12 protein-coding genes and 3 pseudogenes are annotated in these 19,387 nt (G+C 49.4%); 5 read left to right on the forward strand and 10 right to left on the reverse strand.

Annotated features, from left to right (window positions below; genetic code table 11):
- A partial coding sequence (locus Q3H59_RS20375; RefSeq protein ID WP_309836789.1) for a Tn3 family transposase occupies positions 1-1,356 on the forward strand: 1,356 nt, incomplete at its 5' end.
- Between the two features lie 1,033 nt (positions 1,357-2,389).
- Entirely contained in the window at positions 2,390-2,662 is a 273-nt protein-coding gene (locus Q3H59_RS20380; protein ID WP_309836791.1) for a DUF3945 domain-containing protein, read from the forward strand.
- A gap of 706 nt (positions 2,663-3,368) precedes the next feature.
- Here the strand turns inward: Q3H59_RS20380 and Q3H59_RS20385 are convergent.
- The 8 genes and pseudogenes from Q3H59_RS20385 to Q3H59_RS20420 form a co-directional block, all read right to left on the reverse strand.
- Positions 3,369-3,688 (reverse strand): annotated as a pseudogene (locus tag Q3H59_RS20385) (DDE-type integrase/transposase/recombinase); the annotation flags it as partial.
- A gap of 516 nt (positions 3,689-4,204) precedes the next feature.
- Complete coding sequence (locus tag Q3H59_RS20390; protein ID WP_309836793.1) at positions 4,205-6,811, reverse strand: fimbria/pilus outer membrane usher protein; 2,607 nt, start codon at positions 6,809-6,811, stop codon at positions 4,205-4,207.
- Positions 6,812-6,846: 35 nt separating this feature from the next.
- A complete protein-coding gene (locus Q3H59_RS20395) occupies positions 6,847-7,521 on the reverse strand; it encodes a molecular chaperone (RefSeq protein WP_309836795.1) in 675 nt (224 codons plus the stop codon).
- A gap of 62 nt (positions 7,522-7,583) precedes the next feature.
- Complete coding sequence (locus tag Q3H59_RS20400; RefSeq protein ID WP_309836797.1) at positions 7,584-8,096, reverse strand: fimbrial protein; 513 nt, start codon at positions 8,094-8,096, stop codon at positions 7,584-7,586.
- 1,037 nt (positions 8,097-9,133) lie between these two features.
- Positions 9,134-10,042 carry a fimbrial protein gene (locus Q3H59_RS20405; protein WP_309836798.1) on the reverse strand — a complete coding sequence of 303 codons (909 nt, stop codon included), beginning with the start codon at positions 10,040-10,042 and terminating at the stop codon, positions 9,134-9,136.
- Complete coding sequence (locus Q3H59_RS20410; RefSeq protein ID WP_309836800.1) at positions 10,039-10,227, reverse strand: hypothetical protein; 189 nt, start codon at positions 10,225-10,227, stop codon at positions 10,039-10,041. The genes Q3H59_RS20405 and Q3H59_RS20410 overlap by 4 nt, the downstream gene beginning before the upstream one ends.
- 1,017 nt (positions 10,228-11,244) lie before the next feature.
- Positions 11,245-12,174 (reverse strand): fimbrial protein, encoded by a 930-nt coding sequence (locus Q3H59_RS20415; protein WP_309836802.1) that lies wholly within the window; start codon positions 12,172-12,174, stop codon positions 11,245-11,247.
- Positions 12,159-12,347 (reverse strand): hypothetical protein, encoded by a 189-nt coding sequence (locus tag Q3H59_RS20420; protein ID WP_309836804.1) that lies wholly within the window; start codon positions 12,345-12,347, stop codon positions 12,159-12,161. Before Q3H59_RS20420 ends, Q3H59_RS20415 begins: the two co-directional genes overlap by 16 nt.
- 579 nt (positions 12,348-12,926) lie before the next feature.
- Between Q3H59_RS20420 and Q3H59_RS24760 the strand changes: the two are divergent.
- Positions 12,927-12,998 (forward strand): annotated as a pseudogene (locus Q3H59_RS24760) (transposase); the annotation flags it as partial.
- Positions 12,999-13,010: 12 nt separating this feature from the next.
- On the opposite strand, the pseudogene Q3H59_RS20425 reads toward Q3H59_RS24760, so the two are convergent.
- Positions 13,011-13,550: pseudogene (locus Q3H59_RS20425) on the reverse strand (transposase); the annotation flags it as partial.
- Between the two features lie 1,170 nt (positions 13,551-14,720).
- On the opposite strand from Q3H59_RS20425, the gene Q3H59_RS20430 reads away from it, so the two are divergent.
- Positions 14,721-15,095 carry a hypothetical protein gene (locus Q3H59_RS20430; protein ID WP_309836805.1) on the forward strand — a complete coding sequence of 125 codons (375 nt, stop codon included), beginning with the start codon at positions 14,721-14,723 and terminating at the stop codon, positions 15,093-15,095.
- A gap of 1,065 nt (positions 15,096-16,160) precedes the next feature.
- Positions 16,161-18,131 (forward strand): autotransporter outer membrane beta-barrel domain-containing protein, encoded by a 1,971-nt coding sequence (locus Q3H59_RS20435; RefSeq protein ID WP_309836807.1) that lies wholly within the window; start codon positions 16,161-16,163, stop codon positions 18,129-18,131.
- 818 nt (positions 18,132-18,949) lie between these two features.
- Here Q3H59_RS20435 and Q3H59_RS20440 read toward each other — a convergent pair.
- Complete coding sequence (locus Q3H59_RS20440; protein WP_309837031.1) at positions 18,950-19,108, reverse strand: Hok/Gef family protein; 159 nt, start codon at positions 19,106-19,108, stop codon at positions 18,950-18,952.
- Positions 19,109-19,387 lie beyond the last annotated feature (279 nt).

The raw sequence follows: 19,387 nt of genomic DNA on the forward strand, positions 1-19,387 counted from the left end.
AAGCCCAGGCTGACAATTTCTCCCCTCGCCAGTCTTGATGAACCGGACAGTCTGAAACGACTGAGCAAACAGGTCAGTGCTCTGCTCCCGACTGTCGATTTGACAGAGCTGTTGCTCGAAATCAACGCCCATACCGGATTTGCTGATGAGTTTTTCCACGCCAGCGAAGCCAGCGCCAGAGCTGACGATCTCTCCGTCAGCATCAGCGCCGTACTGATGGCCGAGGCCTGCAATATCGGCCTGGAGCCCCTGATACGATCAAATGTTCCTGCCCTGACCCGACACCGACTGAACTGGACAAAAGCAAATTACCTGCGGGCTGAAACTATCACCAGTGCGAACGCCAGGCTGGTTGATTTTCAGGCAACACTGCCACTGGCGCAGGTCTGGGGTGGTGGCGAAGTGGCCTCTGCAGACGGAATGCGCTTTGTTACGCCGGTCAGAACAATCAATGCCGGACCGAACCGCAAATACTTTGGCCATAACAGGGGGATCACCTGGTACAACTTTATATCCGATCAGTATTCCGGTTTTCATGGCATCGTCATACCGGGGACATTGAGGGACTCTATCTTTGTACTGGAAGGCCTTCTGGAACAGGAGACCGGCCTGAATCCCACTGAAATTATGACCGATACCGCAGGGGCCAGCGATCTTATCTTTGGCCTTTTCTGGCTGCTGGGATACCAGTTTTCCCCGCGCCTGGCTGATGCCGGTGCTTCAGTTTTCTGGCGTATGGACAATGACGCCGATTATGGAATGCTGAACGATATTGCCAGAGGGCAGTCAGATCCCCGAAAAATAGTCCTTCAGTGGGACGAAATGATCCGGGCCGCTGGCTCCCTGAAGCTGGGAAAAGTTCAGGCCTCGGTGCTGGTACGTTCATTACTGAAAAGTGAACGCCCCTCCGGACTGACTCAGGCGATCATTGAAGTGGGACGCATTAACAAAACGCTGTATCTGCTTAATTACATTGATGATGAAGATTACCGAAGACGCATTCTGACCCAACTTAACCGGGGAGAAAGCCGCCATGCGGTTGCCAGAGCGATCTGCCACGGACAGAAAGGTGAGATAAGAAAGCGATATACCGACGGTCAGGAAGATCAACTGGGAGCACTGGGCCTGGTGACTAACGCCGTCGTATTATGGAACACTATTTATATGCAGGCTGCTCTGGATCATCTTCGGGAACAGGGTGAAACCGTGAATGATGAAGATATCGCACGTCTCTCACCGCTTTGCTACGGACACATCAATATGCTCGGCCATTATTCCTTCACGCTGGCAGAACTGGTGACGAAAGGGCATCTGCGGCCATTAAAAGAGGCGTCGGAGGAAGAAAACATTGCTTAACGTGAGTTTTCGTTCCACTGAGCGTCACACCCCTAATACTCACGCTGTACCCCATCTGAATCAACAAGTTCAATTGTTAAAAAAATTGCTTTTCCCGGTATTGAAGCACTTCTGCTGGCTGATCTCCCGGGCAATATGTTGCAGCCGCAATGAGTACCTGTAACGTTCGAAGCAGAATATACGGGTTTTCCGATGGTCAGAATAATGAAGACTTTTCAAAATTTGAGAGGCTTTTACCGTTGCGAGGATTAGCTCCCCGGGTAAAACAGTGCAGCCCAAAGCTGACGTCAAAGAGGTAACTTTTCTCCGGTCGTCCGGGAACCGCGTCCTGCAGGAAGGTGACATCAATATCGTTCAGGTGAGACCGTACGTATGACTCCCCCTGATGCTCAAAAGTATGCCACTTGTCGATTTTTATCTCCCTGTTCAGAGGAGCGGACTGCTCCAGTCGCTTTCATTATTATCAGCAATGGCCAAGATAACATTTTCTCTGTTCTGACATACGTTCAGACCCGGCAATCATTCTGAAATATATTTCACTTAGCAAGAACGCATCATATTTTTCCCAATGTCAGTCAGGAGATAACGTTTACCTCCTGTAAATTCCACTCAGTTAACAGAACAGGAATACGTTTACCAGCCTCCCCTCCCCGTCTAATTTCCCGGAAAGCCTTTTGCCGCGCGGCCTGCGCGCCCGTTCCGCGAATTAATCCCGTGCGATCGGCTGCGTAGGCCTGTTTTTAGTGCGTAACAGATACCGTAATACACCGGGTTTTGTTACCCTTCCCTTTTCACGCCCGCGATTTATTCCGGTGGCGCAGCAGCTGTGTCGGCGTCAGAATAGTCGTCAGAAGGCCTGTTTGCGGATTTTGAAATCTGGCGGAGTTTGTCCCCGCAGACAGAAAAGAATTCACGTAGCGCTGCCGGACGAAAAGCATACAGCGCTTTGCAGTCCACGCACCGTGATTATATTTACGTGAATAGCGCACTGATTACAGTGAATGTATGGGTTTCTATCAACAGGGAGTCAAAAATGAGTCAGGACATTCCGGAAAGCATTCCGTATGAAGTTGATGGCTTTACGCTGACTGAAGCACAGCGCGCAAAGCTGGCCAGTGGCCAGACGGTCGTTATTGAAATCGACGGTAACACCTGTCTCGATATTTGTGGTGCCGCGGGTGAAGTTACGCACCGCAGAGTGAAAGCCAGCTATGAGACCATGAACGCGATCGCTGATGAGGTTAATAAGCTCTTCAGTTCGAGTGCTCATATTAAAGCGCGCGGCTCCCATCCTGAGCCGAGGTAAGTCATAAATGTATGGCTGACGTCATGCAAAAGAAATACATATGTATTACATATGAAATACTCATTTATATCAGGTTTTAGACAGAGATGCTGATAAAGGTGGGATAAATGTATTTTAGGCGCTGCTTCACCCTGATCTGCCCAAACACCTGCTGGTGCCGGAAGGTGCCGGAAGTTACGGTGTACCTGAATTTGTTTGAAGATGAACGTCAGAGTATGGCATTTAATTTTCAGTGGAACACCGGCGCACGTTACCGGTTACCGAAGCGCTGATGGTGCCGCCGGAAGATGGTCCTTGCACGCAGCGCCATAGCTTCGCAATAAAGCTGTTTTGAACCATTAGACAAATAAAATCAATAGCAGAGAATTTACATCGGCCTCTTCTATGGAGGGGGATTTATTCTCGTATCAACAAAGATGCCCACCGTGCTACTTTTTACTCGACGATTTCACGTGTGAGTCGAGTGACGTTGTTAATGAACTTGCCACGATGAAATGCATGATCTCTCAGTCATACCGTAAGCCTGCTAATCCGGTCTTAAATAAAATTTATTGAGCAAGCTGTCGTTCGATTAGTCCCAGTTGGCCAGAAGCAGCGTAAACATCCGGGGAACGCGCATTGTTGAACAGAGTTTATGACGGCAAGCTGTTCTCTCTTCTATATATGAGTGAGAAGCCTGATGACCAGTTCGCCGGATGATTACTAAGCAACCTTTGCTCGACATGGACCTTTTAAGTCCTGACGCGTTGATACGATTAAGCCAGCCCGGCCATCGATAATGACTGCCTCTGTCGCTATATATTACCGGCTTTTCATTTTCTCTGAGCGTATCGATTGCATCATCCAGCATGGTATTCACCAGTTCGCGTCCGGTTGCGTTTCGACCGTCCAGCTCACCACTTTGCCATCAAAACATTCAATAACTGGGGACAGATAGACTTTGCCTGCTGGGATCTGGGACTCGGTTATATCGGGCAGCCACTTTTCATTTGGCCTGCGGGATCGAAAATTTCTGGCAAGAAAATTATTATAGAGGCGAAGCCCCTGAGGGAGCCATGTCCGTTGTTTCAGGAAATAGTGCCCATTAAAAATAATGGACACTATTTCCCTGAACCGGAGTCTGGAGGACAGACAGCCTAATTGAGACGCTTACATATCGAATGAAGATGAGAGTGTTAAAGTAACGGTATTTAAATCATTATCTTGATAAATATCAAAGGGACGACTTACATCAAATTTAACCTGATAACCGTCATTGTCAATGTAACTGTCTTGATTTTGCAGATTGAAGCTGAGACCCGTTTTTTTGCCACGCGTTACTTCTCACTGTCCCGGACTGGACTTCGCCAGGTTAAATAAAAACCGAATGTGCGCACATCTAACGCGCCCTCAGCGTGGTGATGAGAACCATTTATGTTGCACGCGCAGACCATCGTCCGGCCATCAATCCTGACCAGAAGCCCTTTCGAGTAAGCGTTTGTACAGACTGCGTGGCAGTACGCACGGCGGTGACGCTGCCTGATTGTGTATGATTCATTGACGTTACCTGCAATTAATAGTTGCCTTACGGAAGCGGCTGCCCGCTTCGGCCAGTGCCAGATTTAAGTCACCCCGGCACTGCTGGTTTTCAGCCTTACCCCACTGCACGCGCACCAGGCTCTTCTCAGGCACGCCGCTCAGGTATAAATCCCCGTTATCGCCCACAAAGCTGCTGGAGGTGGTCTTGCCATCCACAATCAGGTTTGCGGTGGCGCCGAACGGAATGGGTTTACCCTGATGCGTGATGCTGGCCATGACGCGGGCTCCGACGTTGGTTTTGTAATCGGCCAGCACAAGTGCGCCATGTGTGGGAACGACCGTTTTGACCGCATCCTGAAGTTCAACGTTGTCAGGAAGCGTCTCGGTTCTGAGGCTTAACCCATTTCTACGGTATGGGGTCAGGTAAGGCACCACAGCATAGCCCCGCCAGTCGGTGCTCACGCCATGCTGATTTTTAATTCCGACCCCCTGTGCGTCTGGTACGCGGACCAGAGCCAGCGTATCGCCGAGTGGCTGCGAGAGGGTGACGCCATAGGGATGAGCGACCACAGCGCCGCTGATGCCGCCGCTTACCGTCTGGCCGTCAAAGTTATAGCTGTACCCCCCGTTTACATTGCCGTAGGTGCCGCGATATACGGTATTGAAGTTACCGCTGTTGCCTTCACCTTTAGTGGTATAACCTTCACTCAGGCTGTAACTCAGACGGTTATCCATGGCCAGTCCGCTCACGCCAGCCTGATGACGGACGCGATTGTGGCTATCGGAGCTGAGGCTGTAGTTTGCACGACTGCCAGCAAGCCACGTATCCAGTGGAACGGAAACGCCGAAGTATAGACTGCGGTTAGCCTCGCGTGCCGGGTAGCGGGTATCACTAAGGTTAAGGCTGTAATTGATGCCGGCGTGGTTAAAGCCGTAACCCAGCATCAGCGTCCTTTCGTTACCGGACTCGCCCCAGTAACTTTGCTGATATGCGTTCAGACTCAGTGCCCCAAAGTCGCCCAGATGCTGCGAGACTCGTGCCTGTAAACGGCTGCGTTTGCTATGTGTGCGGCGCCAGTAGTCCAGCTCGTCACCCTCATTATGCGCTTCACCCCGTTGAAGCCGAGTGTTCGCCTCGTTAAAGTCGAAATAGCCCGCCGTCGAATACTGATAGCTGGCAAGCACGAAAGAGGTGCCGCTTTGCAGGATGTCCTTGGCGTACTGCGCGCGATAGGCCTGACCTGAGTGCGAGGGCCCGTTGTCAAACTGCGTGCTGGTATGCGTGACGTCAAACGACAGCGAGCCAAACGTGCCAAGACCCTGCCCCACGCCCAGAATGCCGGCGGTATAGTTCGCTGAGGCGAGGGCGCCCCCATACAGGGTGGTGGCGCTGCTGAGGCCATACTGAAGTGTACCCGTCAGAAAATCAGGCTCACGCATGTTATCAGACCAGCCGCGATATTTACCCCCGGCAACGGTATAACTTAGCCGGCCTTCGCGCTGCATCCCCGGGACAGCGGAGAAAGGCTGCACGAATCGGGTTTCAGTGCCGTCGGATTCTCGCACCGTGACGTCAAGGTTACCGCTGCTTGCTGTAGGATACAGGTCCCGGATTTCGAACGCGCCCGGCGCGACGGAGGTCTGATAAATCACAACGCCGTTTTGCTGCACCGTTACCTGCGCATTTGAGCGGGCGATGCCCTGAACAACCGGCGCAAAGCCGCGCATGCTATCCGGAAGCTGGCTGTCATCGCTTGCCAGCTGGACACCACGGAAGGAGATGCTGTCCATCAGGCTGCCAGGCGTATTGCTGTCTCCGAGGGTCAGCCGGGCGCCGAGGCTATGAATATCTCGCTGCAGGGAGGTTCTGAGGCTTTTCCAGCGGGATTCTGCGTGGGTCTCAGTAGTGCGGTTGCCGTCAAAGTCGTAGCGCGACTGCTCACCTGAATTTCGCGTGAACGTCGAGTTATTGCGCAGGCGCCATGCGCCATAATTAAGGCCGCTGTCCACACGCAGAAACAGGTTGCTATACTCGCCGTCGTTATTATGCTGCTGGCTGCTGCTGTAATTCAGCCCGTAACTCAGCATCGCCGCCGGCATCCCCGGGTCCCACAGGTCCTGACTGACCTCGTCGCGGGCGCGGAAATTCAGCGCGGCCTGAGGAATACTCAGGTCAAGGCGCAGGCGGTTTATGTTAAAGCGTGTAGCTGCGTCGGGAATATACTCACCAGGCAGGCTGACGGTATCGTCGTCGGCCAGTGCGTCAAAGGCCGACGATGCACCAGTTTTCAGTCCCAGCTCACGCCAGTATTTCGCGCTGAAAACGGGAACAAGTTGTTTACCATGAATGACAAAGTTGACATCCCGCGCTTCAAGAAAGTTATTGTTCAGATAAATATCTACACGATACTGTCCCGGAAGCTGTCCTCCCTCCTCAAACACGCTGAGGTCTGCGATAGTCTGGTTACTGCCAGGTATGTGCAGCGCCTGCGGGTTAAAATAGAATTCCGGTTCTGCAAGGGTCACGCCCGAGAACAGCAGCGTGCCGAGGAGGCAGCTTTGTGTGAAGTGCAGGGCAACGAAGCGTGCAAGGGGCGTAAGCCGCAGCGTATCCTGATTAAACCTGAGCATGTTTTTTCCTTTCGAAATTGCGAAGGGGCGGTAATTTACTGACGTGCGGCCGGGGTTTTGCCGCCATAATCGTTAATGGCCTGCCATTCAATGGTGCCGCTGCCCGGCGCACTAAGGCGCAACTCGCTGCGGGGAGCCACCATACCCGGCTCAGGTACGTCCTTACCGCCGACTTTGAGCGAGGCAAATGAGACGTAGTAGGGTGTCGGGTTTTTGACGACGAGGTCTTTACCCAGTTGCGTAAAGGTCAGCGACTTATACGCATCAGCGGCCTCGTTTTTATTAAGTGACGCGGGGCGGTAAATAAACTTGATTCGCGTGCGTTGCACCAGCTGCAGGCGGTTGACGGCTTGCCCTTTAGGTGTGGCACCAATGGCGCGCACGTTCAGCCAGTAAAGCGCTTCGCGGTCTGAAGGCAAGTTCCCGCCCGTGTTTGCGATGCGTAAAATATTGTCGGTATCGCGGTCAAGGCGAAACAGCGGTGGCGTTATAACAAAAGGTACTTTTGCGTCGCTGCTTTTATCGTTGTTTTCGAGCCAGGACTGAATGAGGTAGTCGGTGCTTTTATCCGGATTGCGTACGGTAAGGGAAACCTCCCTGTTACTTTCCGGATAAATCAGGCGTGTGCCGCTCAGCATGACGCCAGCAAAGGCTGTCTGCAGACCGGTAAAGAAAAGGAGTGCTGTCAGAATAAAGGAAGAAATGCGCATGATGCCTCGCCAGGGGGGTAAAAGGCACCCGCTTCTTATAAAATGCGCGGGTACCTGAATGGTTATCTGTACTGAAGTGTGTAAGTAGCCGTTGCGTTTGCAGACCCTGCGCCAACAGTATTCGCTGTTGACATAAATTTAGCGTCGAACTCGGCTTTGGCTGCGCCACTGGTGAGGGTGATATCACGTGAAGAATTGCCAATCGGGATCGGGGTTCCGTCTGTTTCATAAATACCGATGCCTAACCCCGTTGCTGAACCATTAATTTTTAATAAGCTTGGATTATCGTCATCAGGTGTTCCTTCGAACTGAATTTTGACGGTAGAAATTTGATTTGGGCAGCCCGCCAGCTCCATTACAATTTTCCCGTTTCCAGCGGTAGTGCCCGTAGAACCAAATTCATTGACGCTGAAATTGCCCAAGGGAATATTGATATTACCCGGTGCGGAACCATTAATTGTACAGGTGGCCGCTAAAATTTCGCCGGTAAACGTGAGATTACCGTCTGCCGCATGAGCGGCATTCACAGAAACTATTGACAGGAGTGCAGCAGCAACCAATGCTTTTTTAAACATAACTATTTCCTTAAAGAGATTTACAGGTCGTGGTCCAAGCTGGCGACGTTTTACACAGGCGCTGTAACAGGCGCTGTAATACGTTAAAAACACGTATCAGGACAGTGGATATTCTTTCTGTATCAGCTTCCGTTTGCCTGTGGGTTATACGTCATAATGCAGGGCGGTGTTCGCCATGCGGGACGCATCGTAGGGGCGATTCTGACAGGGCGCAATTCGCTGTAAGAAGATTTGACAGGCTTTAAGATTTTATAAATCACTGGCATTAATTTCATTTGTTATTATTTATTTTAATTATATTAATCAACCAGTTAATGGGTAGGTTTGTTTACCTTTTAAATCTTACTCGGCCTTATTAACAATGAGCTGCGTCGCATACAGCGCTGGCGACAGATCCGGCCAGGCAGTTAGAAATCCGTCGACTGAAAGTCGCTGGGTACTACCATTAATGGCGTGTATTATCCTGTAGTAGCCATGCCTGATGATGTCCTCCATCTTTAAACATGCAGGGGTATGCAACAGTATGGTTACTGGCGAGGACAAGCCGTGAAAGCGGGTTTGAACAAGTACCTGTACCGGAAACGAGCTACTTCGAGGATAAGCAGCGAACCTGCCATGCAGAGGTGTATAAAGTAAAACGAAGCGTGCAACGGGATTAAATCTCAGCGTTGGCTGATTGTGGCATTTTTAGTTTCAGCTTATATTGTGTAATTGATGATTTTACCGCGTCAGATTGCTGCCGGTATAAATTTTACTGTTCAAGCTTACTGGTCTGCTTTATTTAAATGCTGTTCTGGCTCCCCTTTCATGCGCCATTTCAGTCACTGCGGTAGTAACCTCTTTATTACATCGAGTTTATTTCTGTCAGGTCTTCGTTCAAAGCTGGTTATCCGGGCGGTTAATTTTTTTCCGGGATTGTGAACATACTAATGTGGCCTACGTGACGCAGGCCATTTCGGTCATAATAAATATATCAAACAGGGGATGGCATCACTGTCGTCACGCCGGGTCCGTTTGAACGGTCCCGGTCTGCAGACTTAATTATAGGAGAGCGTCATATCAACAGAAATGCTGAACTGACCGGAGGCAGTGGAGCCTCTCTGTATTACTGAAGCATTAAAGGACGGTGCCTTACCACGGGTGGGAAAGCGGTATGGCCTACCTGGTTCGATAGTTGTGCCATGTTCATCCGAAATTCTTATTCCCGCACCCGCAAAGTCAGGGGCAGCGAACAGGTTTCCATCAGTCACAGATGACTGGAACGTGATGGAGGTCGCAGCAGCACCCTGGTAAATGGGATTGCACGTGAGGCCGATATCAAATGATTTTGTTGACAGAACGTCTCCTGCATGCGCAGCCTGAATATGACCAAATGAGACGTTTTGAGTGGGGGTCACCTGGCAGGTATTAAGCGTAAATGTCCCTGTAACATAGACGTCCTCACTGTATACTAGGGTACTTGTATCACGTCTGATATTAAGGGTTCCCAGTTTTTCTGAAAAAGGTCCGGGGTCTGGTTTAACAGGACTTTGTATAGTTGCTTTTATGCCACCAATGCGTATGGACTGATTTTGCTCAAAAGAATAGCGTTTATCTATCAAGGACCATGACTGATCATTAGATGAGATGCGGAACGATAAGAAGTTTATGCCCGGATGTTCCACACGATACCCATCCCGGATGCTAACCGGTTTGGATGCAAGGAAAACACTACCGCCTCCAGAACTAAGAGAAGTAACAAATTGATGATAATATCCGGCACCTCCCGGATAGCTATTGGTATTTCCAAGTCTGAAAGTCGCCTCTTTTTCAGTTGGGGTGCTCCCTGTAGGCCCAAATCCGAGTTCGCCAAGATCAAGCGTAGCCGAATGAACGCTGACCGAAAGCGAGCCCAGCGTGGCAACGAGCAGTGTATGCGCTGCCAGTGCGCGCCATAGCCCCTTCATACCCCCTGACATGAAGCCGTTCCGGATGAGCAGTTGATGACTGATAATTTATTTTTGGTGCCATTGTTCTTAAAGCTGGCAGCCATAACATTACCGGTGATGTAGATCTGTCCATCTACCGCAAGGTCACCGTTCATTGATACTGCTGGCAGGAGCGCTGCCGCAACGAATGTTTTTTTTAACATTATTATCACCTGGAAGTTCATTCGGTCCGCGCCCGGGCAGGCCCTGTTAAAACAATTGACCCACTACCCACCAATTTAAAAAAAGTATCAGGGCAATGGGAGTTAATTTTGCGTCTGACGCCAATTAGTAATGGGTTCAATTCAATAATACGCGTCAGCGCCAGTCAAACGGAGAGCATCGTAGGGCCGTCTTTTAAAGGATTCAATTCGCTGTGAGAAGATTTGACAGGCTTTAAGATTTTATAAATCACTGACATTGTTTTTATTTGTTATTTTAATCAAATTTAACAATAAGTTAATGGAGAAGTGCATTTATCATTAAATCTTACTCGACCTTATTAACAATGAGCCGCGTCGCATACAGCGCTGGCGACAGATCCGGCCAGGCAGTTAGAAATCCGTCGACTGAAAGTCGCCGGGTACTACCCTTAATGGCGTGTGTTATCTTGTAGCCATGCCTGATGATGCCCTCCATCTTTAAACATGCAGGGGTATGCAACAGTATGGTTACTGGCGAGGACAAGCCGTGAATGCGGGTTTGAACAAGTACCTGTACCGGAAATGAGCTACTTCGAGGATAAGCAGCGAACCTGCCATGCAGAGGTGTGTAAAGTAAAACGAAGCGTGCAACGGGATTAAATCTCAGCGTTGGCTGATTGTGGCATTTTTAGTTTCAGCTTATATTGTGTAATTGATGATTTTACCGCGTCAGATTGCTGCCGGTATAAATTTTACTGTTCAAGCTTACTGGTCTGCTTTATTTAAATGCTGTTCTGGCTCCCCTTTCATGCGCCATTTCAGTCACTGCGGTAGTAACCTCTTTATTACATCGAGTTTATTTCTGTCAGGTCTTCGTTCAAAGCTGGTTATCCGGGCGGTTAATTTTTTTCCGGGATTGTGAACATACTAATGTGGCCTACGTGATGCAGGCCATTTCAGTCATAAAAAATATATCAAACAGGGGATGGCATCATTGTCGTCACGCCGGGTCCGTTTGAACGGTCCCGGTCTGCAGACTTAATTATAGGAGAGCGTCATATCAACAGAAATGCTGAACTGACCGGTGGCAGTGGAGCCTCTCTGTATTACTGACGCATTAAAGGACGGTGCCTTACCACGGGTGGGAAAGCGGTATGGCCTACCTGGTTCGATAGTTGTGCCATGTTCATCCGAAATTCTTATTCCCGCACCCGCAAAGTCAGGGGCTGCGAACAGGTTGCCATCAGTGACAGATGACTGGAACGTGATGGAGGTCGCAGCAGCACTCTCGTAAATGGGATTGCACGTGAGGCCGATATCAAATGATTTTGTTGACAGAACGTCTCCTGCACCCGCAGCCTTTATATGGCCAAATGAAACGTTTTGAGTGGGGGTCACCTGGCAGGTATTAAGCGTAAACGTCCCTGTAACATAGACGTCCTCATTGTATACTAACGTACTTGGATCACGTCTGATATTAAAGGTTCCCAGTTTTTCTGAAAAAGGTCCGGGGTTTGGTTTAACAGCACTTTCTATAGTTGGTATTATTCCATAAAGTCGTATGGACTGATTTGGCTCAAAGGAAAATTTGGAATCTATCGCGTACCAAACAAGTCGTCCATCAGCGCTCATAATGTTTTTATTTTGTAAGCCCGGATATTCCACATAATACAACGCAGACATTTTCACCGGTTCGGATGTAAGAAAAATAGTAAGACCATTATTGACTGGATAATAAATAGGACTATCAAATTGATAAGAATATCCGGCACCTCCCGGATAGCTTTCGGTATTTCCAAGGCTGAAGGTCACCTCTTTTGCAGTAGGGATGCTCCCTGTAGGCCCAAATCCGAGTTCGCCAAAATCAAGCGTAGCCGAATGAACGCTGACCGAAAGCGAGCCCAGCGTGGCAACGAGCAGTGTATGCGCTGCGAGTGCGCGCCATAGCCCCGTCATACCCCCTGACATGAAGCCGTTCCGGATGAGCAGTTAATGACTGATAATTTATTTTTGATGCCATTGTTCTTGAAGCTGGCAGCCATAACATTACCGGTGATGTTGATCTGTTCATCTACCGCAAGGTCACCGTTCATTGATACTGCTGGCAGGAGCGCTGCCGCAACGAATGTTTTCTTTAACATTATTATCACCTAAAAGTTCATTCGGTCCGCGCCCGGGCAGGCCCTGTTAAAACAATTGCCCCACTACCCACCAATTTAAAAACAAGTATCAGGGCAATGGATGTTGATTTTGCGTCTGATGCCAATTAGTAATGGGTTCAATTCAATAATACGCGTCAGCGCCAGTCAGACGGAGAGCATCGTAGGGACGTCTTTTAAAGGATGCAATTCGCCTTAAGAGAAATTGACAGTTTTTAAGTTCTGTCAGACTACTGAGAATTTTGTTTTTTGTTATTCAGGATAACAGGCAGTTATTACAGTGGGATACACATGCGGGCATGTCAGCCCTCCATCACTCAGATAATGGACTGGGATATGTCTCGCAGCGAATGCATGATGCGGTGTGGCCGACATTGACGGGCAGCACAGCAACTTCTACGATAGCGCAAGGGCATAAAGTATCAATGGTCTACCCAAAGCGAGGGGATACACCTTAAAAGCAGGAAAAAAAACGGCAGGAAGTGGATGTAGAAACACTGGTGTGTATTTTCATGGATTGAGATCACCCAATAACATGCTTTGAGGTCGGGCCCACTTTTCATGAGAAAACTTAAAGAAATTCTCAGACTCAAAAATGACGCACAACTCAGCCACCGACAGATAGCACGCAGCTTTCTACCTATCATAGACGTAATGCGTATGGAGTCTTGTAAGAAGCCTTTCTAGAAAAGGCGGAATATCATTTTCCACCAGTACCGAGGGAAGGCGTTTTACCACTGCACTGCCGCGTGGTGCGCTGGTTCCAGATTCCAGCAGGAAAGTATGCATCTGATTCGTCGTTTTTTCGCGCTCCCGTATCAGTGAGCTCCTGAAGCGGTTCAGAGCTGACATGGCCTGCTGGTCTTCTGTTCTGGGGGGCTACAAAACGCATAGAAGATCGGGAAGCTGCCTCACAGATAACTTCAGCATCAACAAAATCGTTCTTGTTACTTTTGACAAACGGCCGGACAAATTTTGGCGCGATTAACTTTACCTGATGGCTCGAACTATGTAATACGCCCCTGCACAGGACGCCATTACCACGGTACACGTCAGGCAGGTTGCAGGAAAGGTGACAAGTTGAGAGCGCGAAATTTCTTACGTAGCAGTGCATTGCTGATCCTGACAATGAACGTGAAAAGAATGTTTACCAAGGTCAATACCAATAAGCGTCGCGCTTTGCATGATGGAGCCCCCCGAAGAATTGCACCAGTCAGCGTTCTGCTCACGGGGTGTGGGTGACCGTCTCATTATCAGACAATTACATTATCTCGCGTACAGGCTCGAGAATGACGATAAGCCCAGTAAATCCTAAATAAAATGAGGGTGTAGCTTAAAGCTTTCTGGTTTTTGTACCCGCCGGTAACACATCAGTAATCACCGGCTCAGCCGCAATGGCCTTAGCGATTCTGATGCCTTCAAGCACAAACTATGGCTATCTTTATTACATGACTGGAAACACGAAATCACACCATGACAAGTTTTAGCCGCCTGCATGACTATGCGCCTGAGTGAATGGTCAGGGCTTTAAGGATAAATGTGCTGACGTTCCGAAAGGAACCACAATGAATTATTCATTGAAGCAAGGCATTGCGCCTCGACTCCATAAGTAATTTCGCACCAAGCTGCGGCCTCGCTTTTCTCTGTGCTATGTTTGCAAGCTTTCGCTAGCTGGTAATCTGTTTCGTTATTGTTTGCGCAGAAATCCAGTATACACGGGATGACACTTTCACTGACGACGCTAATCATGATCATTACATGGGCTATACTGAACAAAAAAACGGTACAGCTAGAAAGTTAACTTGACTATGCGTTTGATAAAGACAGCGGATGCTGCCTTCATTTCTCTGCGACTCAACCAACAGCGTACTGCCCTGCCAGATATTTGCCTCATACGTATCGAAGATAAGTCAGTTCGCCTCCATCCAAATTGTTAGGTAACGCGAACACGGTGATATTTGGGCCTTTACTTGAAACATCCTCCCCGCTTCAGTGATGTAATCTGAAGTGAATGTTACCAGATGCATTGGCCATCTTCAGATATGTAGAGCCATTCTGAACGACAGAAGGAAAGGCAGTTTTATGACAAACAATAAGTACAGTATAAACAGGCATAGCAAGCAAGTAATAAAGCAATAAATAAATAAAAAAAACTAAATTAATCACGGAACATGACACGCACATCCTCCAATAGTTACGCCCGTCATTAATTCTGATAAAACCGAAAATAATTCTCCCGGAAATATTTTATTTCCCATTTAGGTTGTTAAAAATCGTGGATTTTGTATGGGAGTTGCACTATAGTTTCTCTATGTTACTATCTGGAATCGTAAACGTTTGTGGGGTTATCTCATCATGTCCAATAATAAAAGAGATAATGAAATGAGGATCCTGAAAAGGTATCTCTGTCATCCGAAGAATTACTGGGGGTGGATATTAGCCCGCTCTGGGGACTGGAATGTTGTAGTGTTGCAGCTAACGATTTTTTTGCCTATGAGTTCAGTTTCTTGCCGCAGCGCATTATTGTCGCAAATGCTACGTGCATGCCTTGGAAGGAAGGCAAAATATCGCAATCCAGCATGTGAAAGGCATTTCCCACACAAAAAAATCGGCATCAGCTATATCAATAGCGGCAAGAGCTATGTGATTGAATTTAAGCTGAAAAATATTTTTCCAGTTGTTCTTTCTCACCTTAAGGAAACTAACATAAAGATTGTGCGCAACTATTAATTCGCACCAAAGTTTCTATTAAAGGTACAGGATACTTTGGCCCACACCAAAGAGTAATACAAAGTTTTTATTTCTCTCTCTAGGGGGCCAGCGGAACGACGATCGTTGAAGGCGCATCCGTACGCCCAGTGTTTTCAATGTGAATATAAAAAGAATCAGATTAAATTTTCGCGTCAGAAGTATGGTTGAGATAATCGATACCGGATATCTGAAAGGGTCTCACTCATTACTCCTCTGACTTTCTTTATTATATATCAGGAGGTTGTTTTTTAATGTTGTAGGATTTTATGATTTTCCTTGATTACTTTTAATGACTCGCTTGTGAATTTACACACAGCCCGTACAGTTTTAAATATGATGCCCCCTGCATCAGGGATCCCTGTTCCTGAAACTTTCAACAGGGCTGTACAGTTTTATTTCAGCTGCACTGAAAAGGTACACAATATGTATTTCCATACTCGTTTGACTTTAATAGCATCGACAATGGCGTTACTGTCCTCATCCTGCCTGGTTCACGCCGCTCCTGTGTCCATCCCCGGCGGCCGTGTGTCTATACCTGGTGGTACAGTGTTTCCCGACAGCCTCACATTGAGGGGAGCTTATGGCACCATTGGTGATAACTCTGGCCTCCCCGTTACGATTGAAAAAGGGTCAGGTGTAGGTGCAGGTGCGCTGAATATGAAAGATGGCAACGTTGCGGTCCTGAACACCCGGATTTCAGATACCACTGTGGGTGGTATAGGCGTAAGCCTCAACACCGGCACTCCCCCTCCAACGGGCTCTGTGTTTACCTTTGATAACATGACTGACATCACCGGGGCATTATATGGGGTGAATATGGTGGAGAGCGGCACCGCTACATTTACCGGCACGCGTGTTACAGGTGGTGAGGCTGGCATTTTTCTGAACGGAGAAAGGGACGTGATTGCCCCCGGCTCACCGCAGCGGCCGGTTGTTGATCTCATCAACGCAACCGTCAGTGGCACACTGGGCTCTGGGGTCTGGGTAGAAGACGATTCAGACTTGTTTATCCGGGGCGGCAGTATTTCAGGCAGCACGGCGGGAGTGCAGGTTTCAACCACCGGCCCTGACGCTTACGCGACGGCCACCATTGAGCAGGGTGCGCAGGTCACGTCAACCAGCGGAGCAGCACTGGCACTGGTGCCCCGTCTGGGCAGTGATACCATGCAAAATATCAACGTCAGCGTGAGTGATTCCGTTCTTACAGGCGAAACGTATGGCGTCGGCGTGATCCCACAGGATAACGCGCTGGCAACGTCATCCATTACGCTCACGGGGACGCAAGTGTCAGGAAAGCTGGCTTCTGTCGGCATTGGTGAAAATGCCGGCGTGGTCTCCCTGCTGCTGAAGGATAACACCACGCTGGCCAGCGATACCGGCACGGCGCTGAGTGTAGGAAGTGGCAGTACGGTAAATGTCTCCGTGCAGAATGACCTCATCACCGGGAGCATCGACAACAACGGCACCACTGCGCTGACCCTCGACAGCGGCGGCGTGTGGCAGGGCAGTACGCAGACCCTTTCACAGGTGCAGCTGAATACCGGCGGGCGCTGGGACGTGACGGACAGCTCAGTAGTGCAGGGTGACGTAACCAACGGCGGGACGCTGTCGCTTGCGCGCGGGAACCTGGCGGGCAATACCCTGACTATTAACGGTAACTACACCGGCAACAACGGCAACCTGCTGTTCAACACCGCGCTGGGCGACGATGCGTCGGCCACCGACAGGCTGTTCATCACCGGCAACGCCAGCGGCACCACAAACGTATCTGTTACCAACGCGGGTGGCAGCGGAGCGAAAACCCTTGATGGCATTCCGTTAATTGGCGTGGGCGGTACTTCGGCACCGGGTGCCTTTAAGCAGCAGGGCCGTATTGTGGCCGGGGCATACGATTACACCCTGACGCAGAAAGGCAGTAACTGGTATCTGGACAGCTACAGCCCAGCTCCGGGGCCAGTGCCTGCACCCCTGCCAGGGCCTGTACCCCTGTTAGTGCCTGCACCCCTGCCAGGGCCTGCGCCAGTACCGGCTCAGCACGTGGTGCGCCCGGAAGCCGGTTCGTATATTGCCAACCAGGCCGCATCATCCATGTTTCTGACTACCCTGCATGACCGGGCCGGTGAAAACCGCTACATGAATGCCATGAACAGTGACGGTGAGGCTACAAGCCTGTGGCTGCGTCAGGTGGGCGTGCACAACCGGTTCCGCGACGGCAGCGGCCAGCTGAAAACGACCGGCAACACCTGGGTGGCCCAGCTCGGCGGCGACCTGGCGCAGTGGAGCAGCAGCGACAACGACCGCTACCATCTGGGGCTGATGGCAGGCTACGGCAATAACCAGAACAGCACCCACTCGACGGTTTCCGGACACGGTTCAAAAGGCTCGGTGAATGGCTACAGCGTGGGCATGTACGGCACGTGGTACCAGAACGACAAAGACAAAACCGGGGCGTATGTGGATAGTCAGCTGATGTACAGCTGGTTTAACAACAAGGTAAACGGTGACGACATCAGCGGAGAGTCCTACAAATCGAAGGGCCTGACCGCATCCGCAGAGACGGGTTACACCTTTGCTCTGGGCCAGTCCGGTGCGCAGGATAATCCAACCCTTTACTTCATCGAGCCGCAGGCGCAGGTGACATGGATGGGCGTCAAAGCCGATGACCTGACCGAAACCAACGGCACAAAAATCAGCAGCCGGGGGGATAACAATATCCAGACCCGTCTGGGGGTAAGGGCCTTCATGCAGGGGCACAGCCACGTTGATAACGGAACCGAACGCTCATTCCAGCCGTTTGTGGAGGTTAACTGGCTGCACAACACGAAGCGCAGTGGCGTGGACATGAACGGCGTGGTGGTTGAACAGGCCGGGGCTACCAACGTGGGGGAAGTGAAACTCGGCGTCGAGGGCCAGTTAACCCGCACCGTTCAGCTCTGGGGCAACGTGGCGCAGGATGTCGGCGGGGGTGGGTACAGCAACACTGCCGCGATGATCGGGGTAAAATACGTCTTTTGATGGATGGAAGGGGTACTAAAGAATTTTTGTGCCCCTTCAATGTATTCTCATTTGATATGTTACAACTTCGATTCAGGAGAGCAGTTACAAAGATGAGCTTCGGTGTGATATCAATGTTTGCTGACATGCAAATAGAACATTGCTACTAACAAGTGGGCATATCGGGATAATCGACATGTCTAGCCACAAGGTGGTGGGTGCCGGGGGCCATGAGGAGGAGGTGGAGTCGGGTCAGTATACCGCCGCGCTGCTGCAATCAACCCGACTGGAGAAATAAAGGTACCGCTGAACCCGGAAAAAGAATGTTGAATGACTTAAGAAACACGATAGCCATCTTGAAAGTTAGCGAAAATATATATTTTGTGAACATTTTAAGCATATTAAAAATACCTTCATCATACTCTTCAATTACTTTATTTATCCACATTCCAGTTGAAAAGGGTATGTTCAAAGCTGTGGATAGATCCATGAATCCCTCTCGGTGAGCCGCTTCACGCGGAGTGTTTGTTTTTTGTACAACTTGCTTAATCAGCAAAAATACGGTGCAATTTGTAGAAATGGCTTTCCGCAAAATGGTTGAGGTCTCAGTCTTAACGTGTTTGGCCTTATCACTGATTTGGCGAGACGATGTTCGAGTAGCTATGAGAATGCATGGTTGAATGCAATGGAATATGGAAAGGTATAACTGAAACACCCCACTACCTTATCATCGGCAGGTGCTGATACAGATTACCAGAATGTGGAAGGCTTCGCGGTGACTCAGGGGAGCCTTCATAAAGGCGCTAGTGGTTCCTTAACATTATCAGCAACCTGGATTCTTAGGCCATAAAAGCCGCCACCTCCCTTGCTCCGTCCCTATAACGAATTTCGCACAGCGATTTCCGTGCCATAAAAGAGAACATCAGTAGTGTAAAGTGCACTATGAGTTCGCACCGGATGGGGGGAATGCGTGGCAATTTCGTCGTAAGCGATGAGATTGTTTTCTCCCTCCTTCACGGCAGAATCATTTTCCGCCATCATGAATACACTATAATTAGATGAAAAGTAAGAGGGATACTATGTCTGAAATGAAAATCACCGGCCTCGATCTGGCTAAAACGAACTCAATAATAATGAGTTGTCCGCAAATTAGATAATAAGGATAAAAGCTGAGGAGTCCGCAATTACAAAACCATTAACTTGAATAATTATGCCCGGCACATCAAGGAAAAATTCATTCAGAAAAGTGTACTCAGACTTTCCGTGAGTAATTGAAG

Source organism: Pantoea sp. SORGH_AS_0659 (assembly GCF_031453915.1).
GTDB classification, from domain to species: domain Bacteria; phylum Pseudomonadota; class Gammaproteobacteria; order Enterobacterales; family Enterobacteriaceae; genus Pantoea; species Pantoea leporis.

Coding starts and splice junctions, on each gene's coding strand:
- Q3H59_RS20380 (WP_309836791.1), top strand. CDS start 2,390: ATGAGTCAGGACATTCCGGAAAGCATTCCGTATGAAGTTGATGGCTTT.
- Q3H59_RS20390 (WP_309836793.1), bottom strand. CDS start 6,811: ATGCTCAGGTTTAATCAGGATACGCTGCGGCTTACGCCCCTTGCACGC.
- Q3H59_RS20395 (WP_309836795.1), bottom strand. CDS start 7,521: ATGCGCATTTCTTCCTTTATTCTGACAGCACTCCTTTTCTTTACCGGT.
- Q3H59_RS20400 (WP_309836797.1), bottom strand. CDS start 8,096: ATGTTTAAAAAAGCATTGGTTGCTGCTGCACTCCTGTCAATAGTTTCT.
- Q3H59_RS20405 (WP_309836798.1), bottom strand. CDS start 10,042: ATGAAGGGGCTATGGCGCGCACTGGCAGCGCATACACTGCTCGTTGCC.
- Q3H59_RS20410 (WP_309836800.1), bottom strand. CDS start 10,227: ATGTTAAAAAAAACATTCGTTGCGGCAGCGCTCCTGCCAGCAGTATCA.
- Q3H59_RS20415 (WP_309836802.1), bottom strand. CDS start 12,174: ATGTCAGGGGGTATGACGGGGCTATGGCGCGCACTCGCAGCGCATACA.
- Q3H59_RS20420 (WP_309836804.1), bottom strand. CDS start 12,347: ATGTTAAAGAAAACATTCGTTGCGGCAGCGCTCCTGCCAGCAGTATCA.
- Q3H59_RS20430 (WP_309836805.1), top strand. CDS start 14,721: ATGTCCAATAATAAAAGAGATAATGAAATGAGGATCCTGAAAAGGTAT.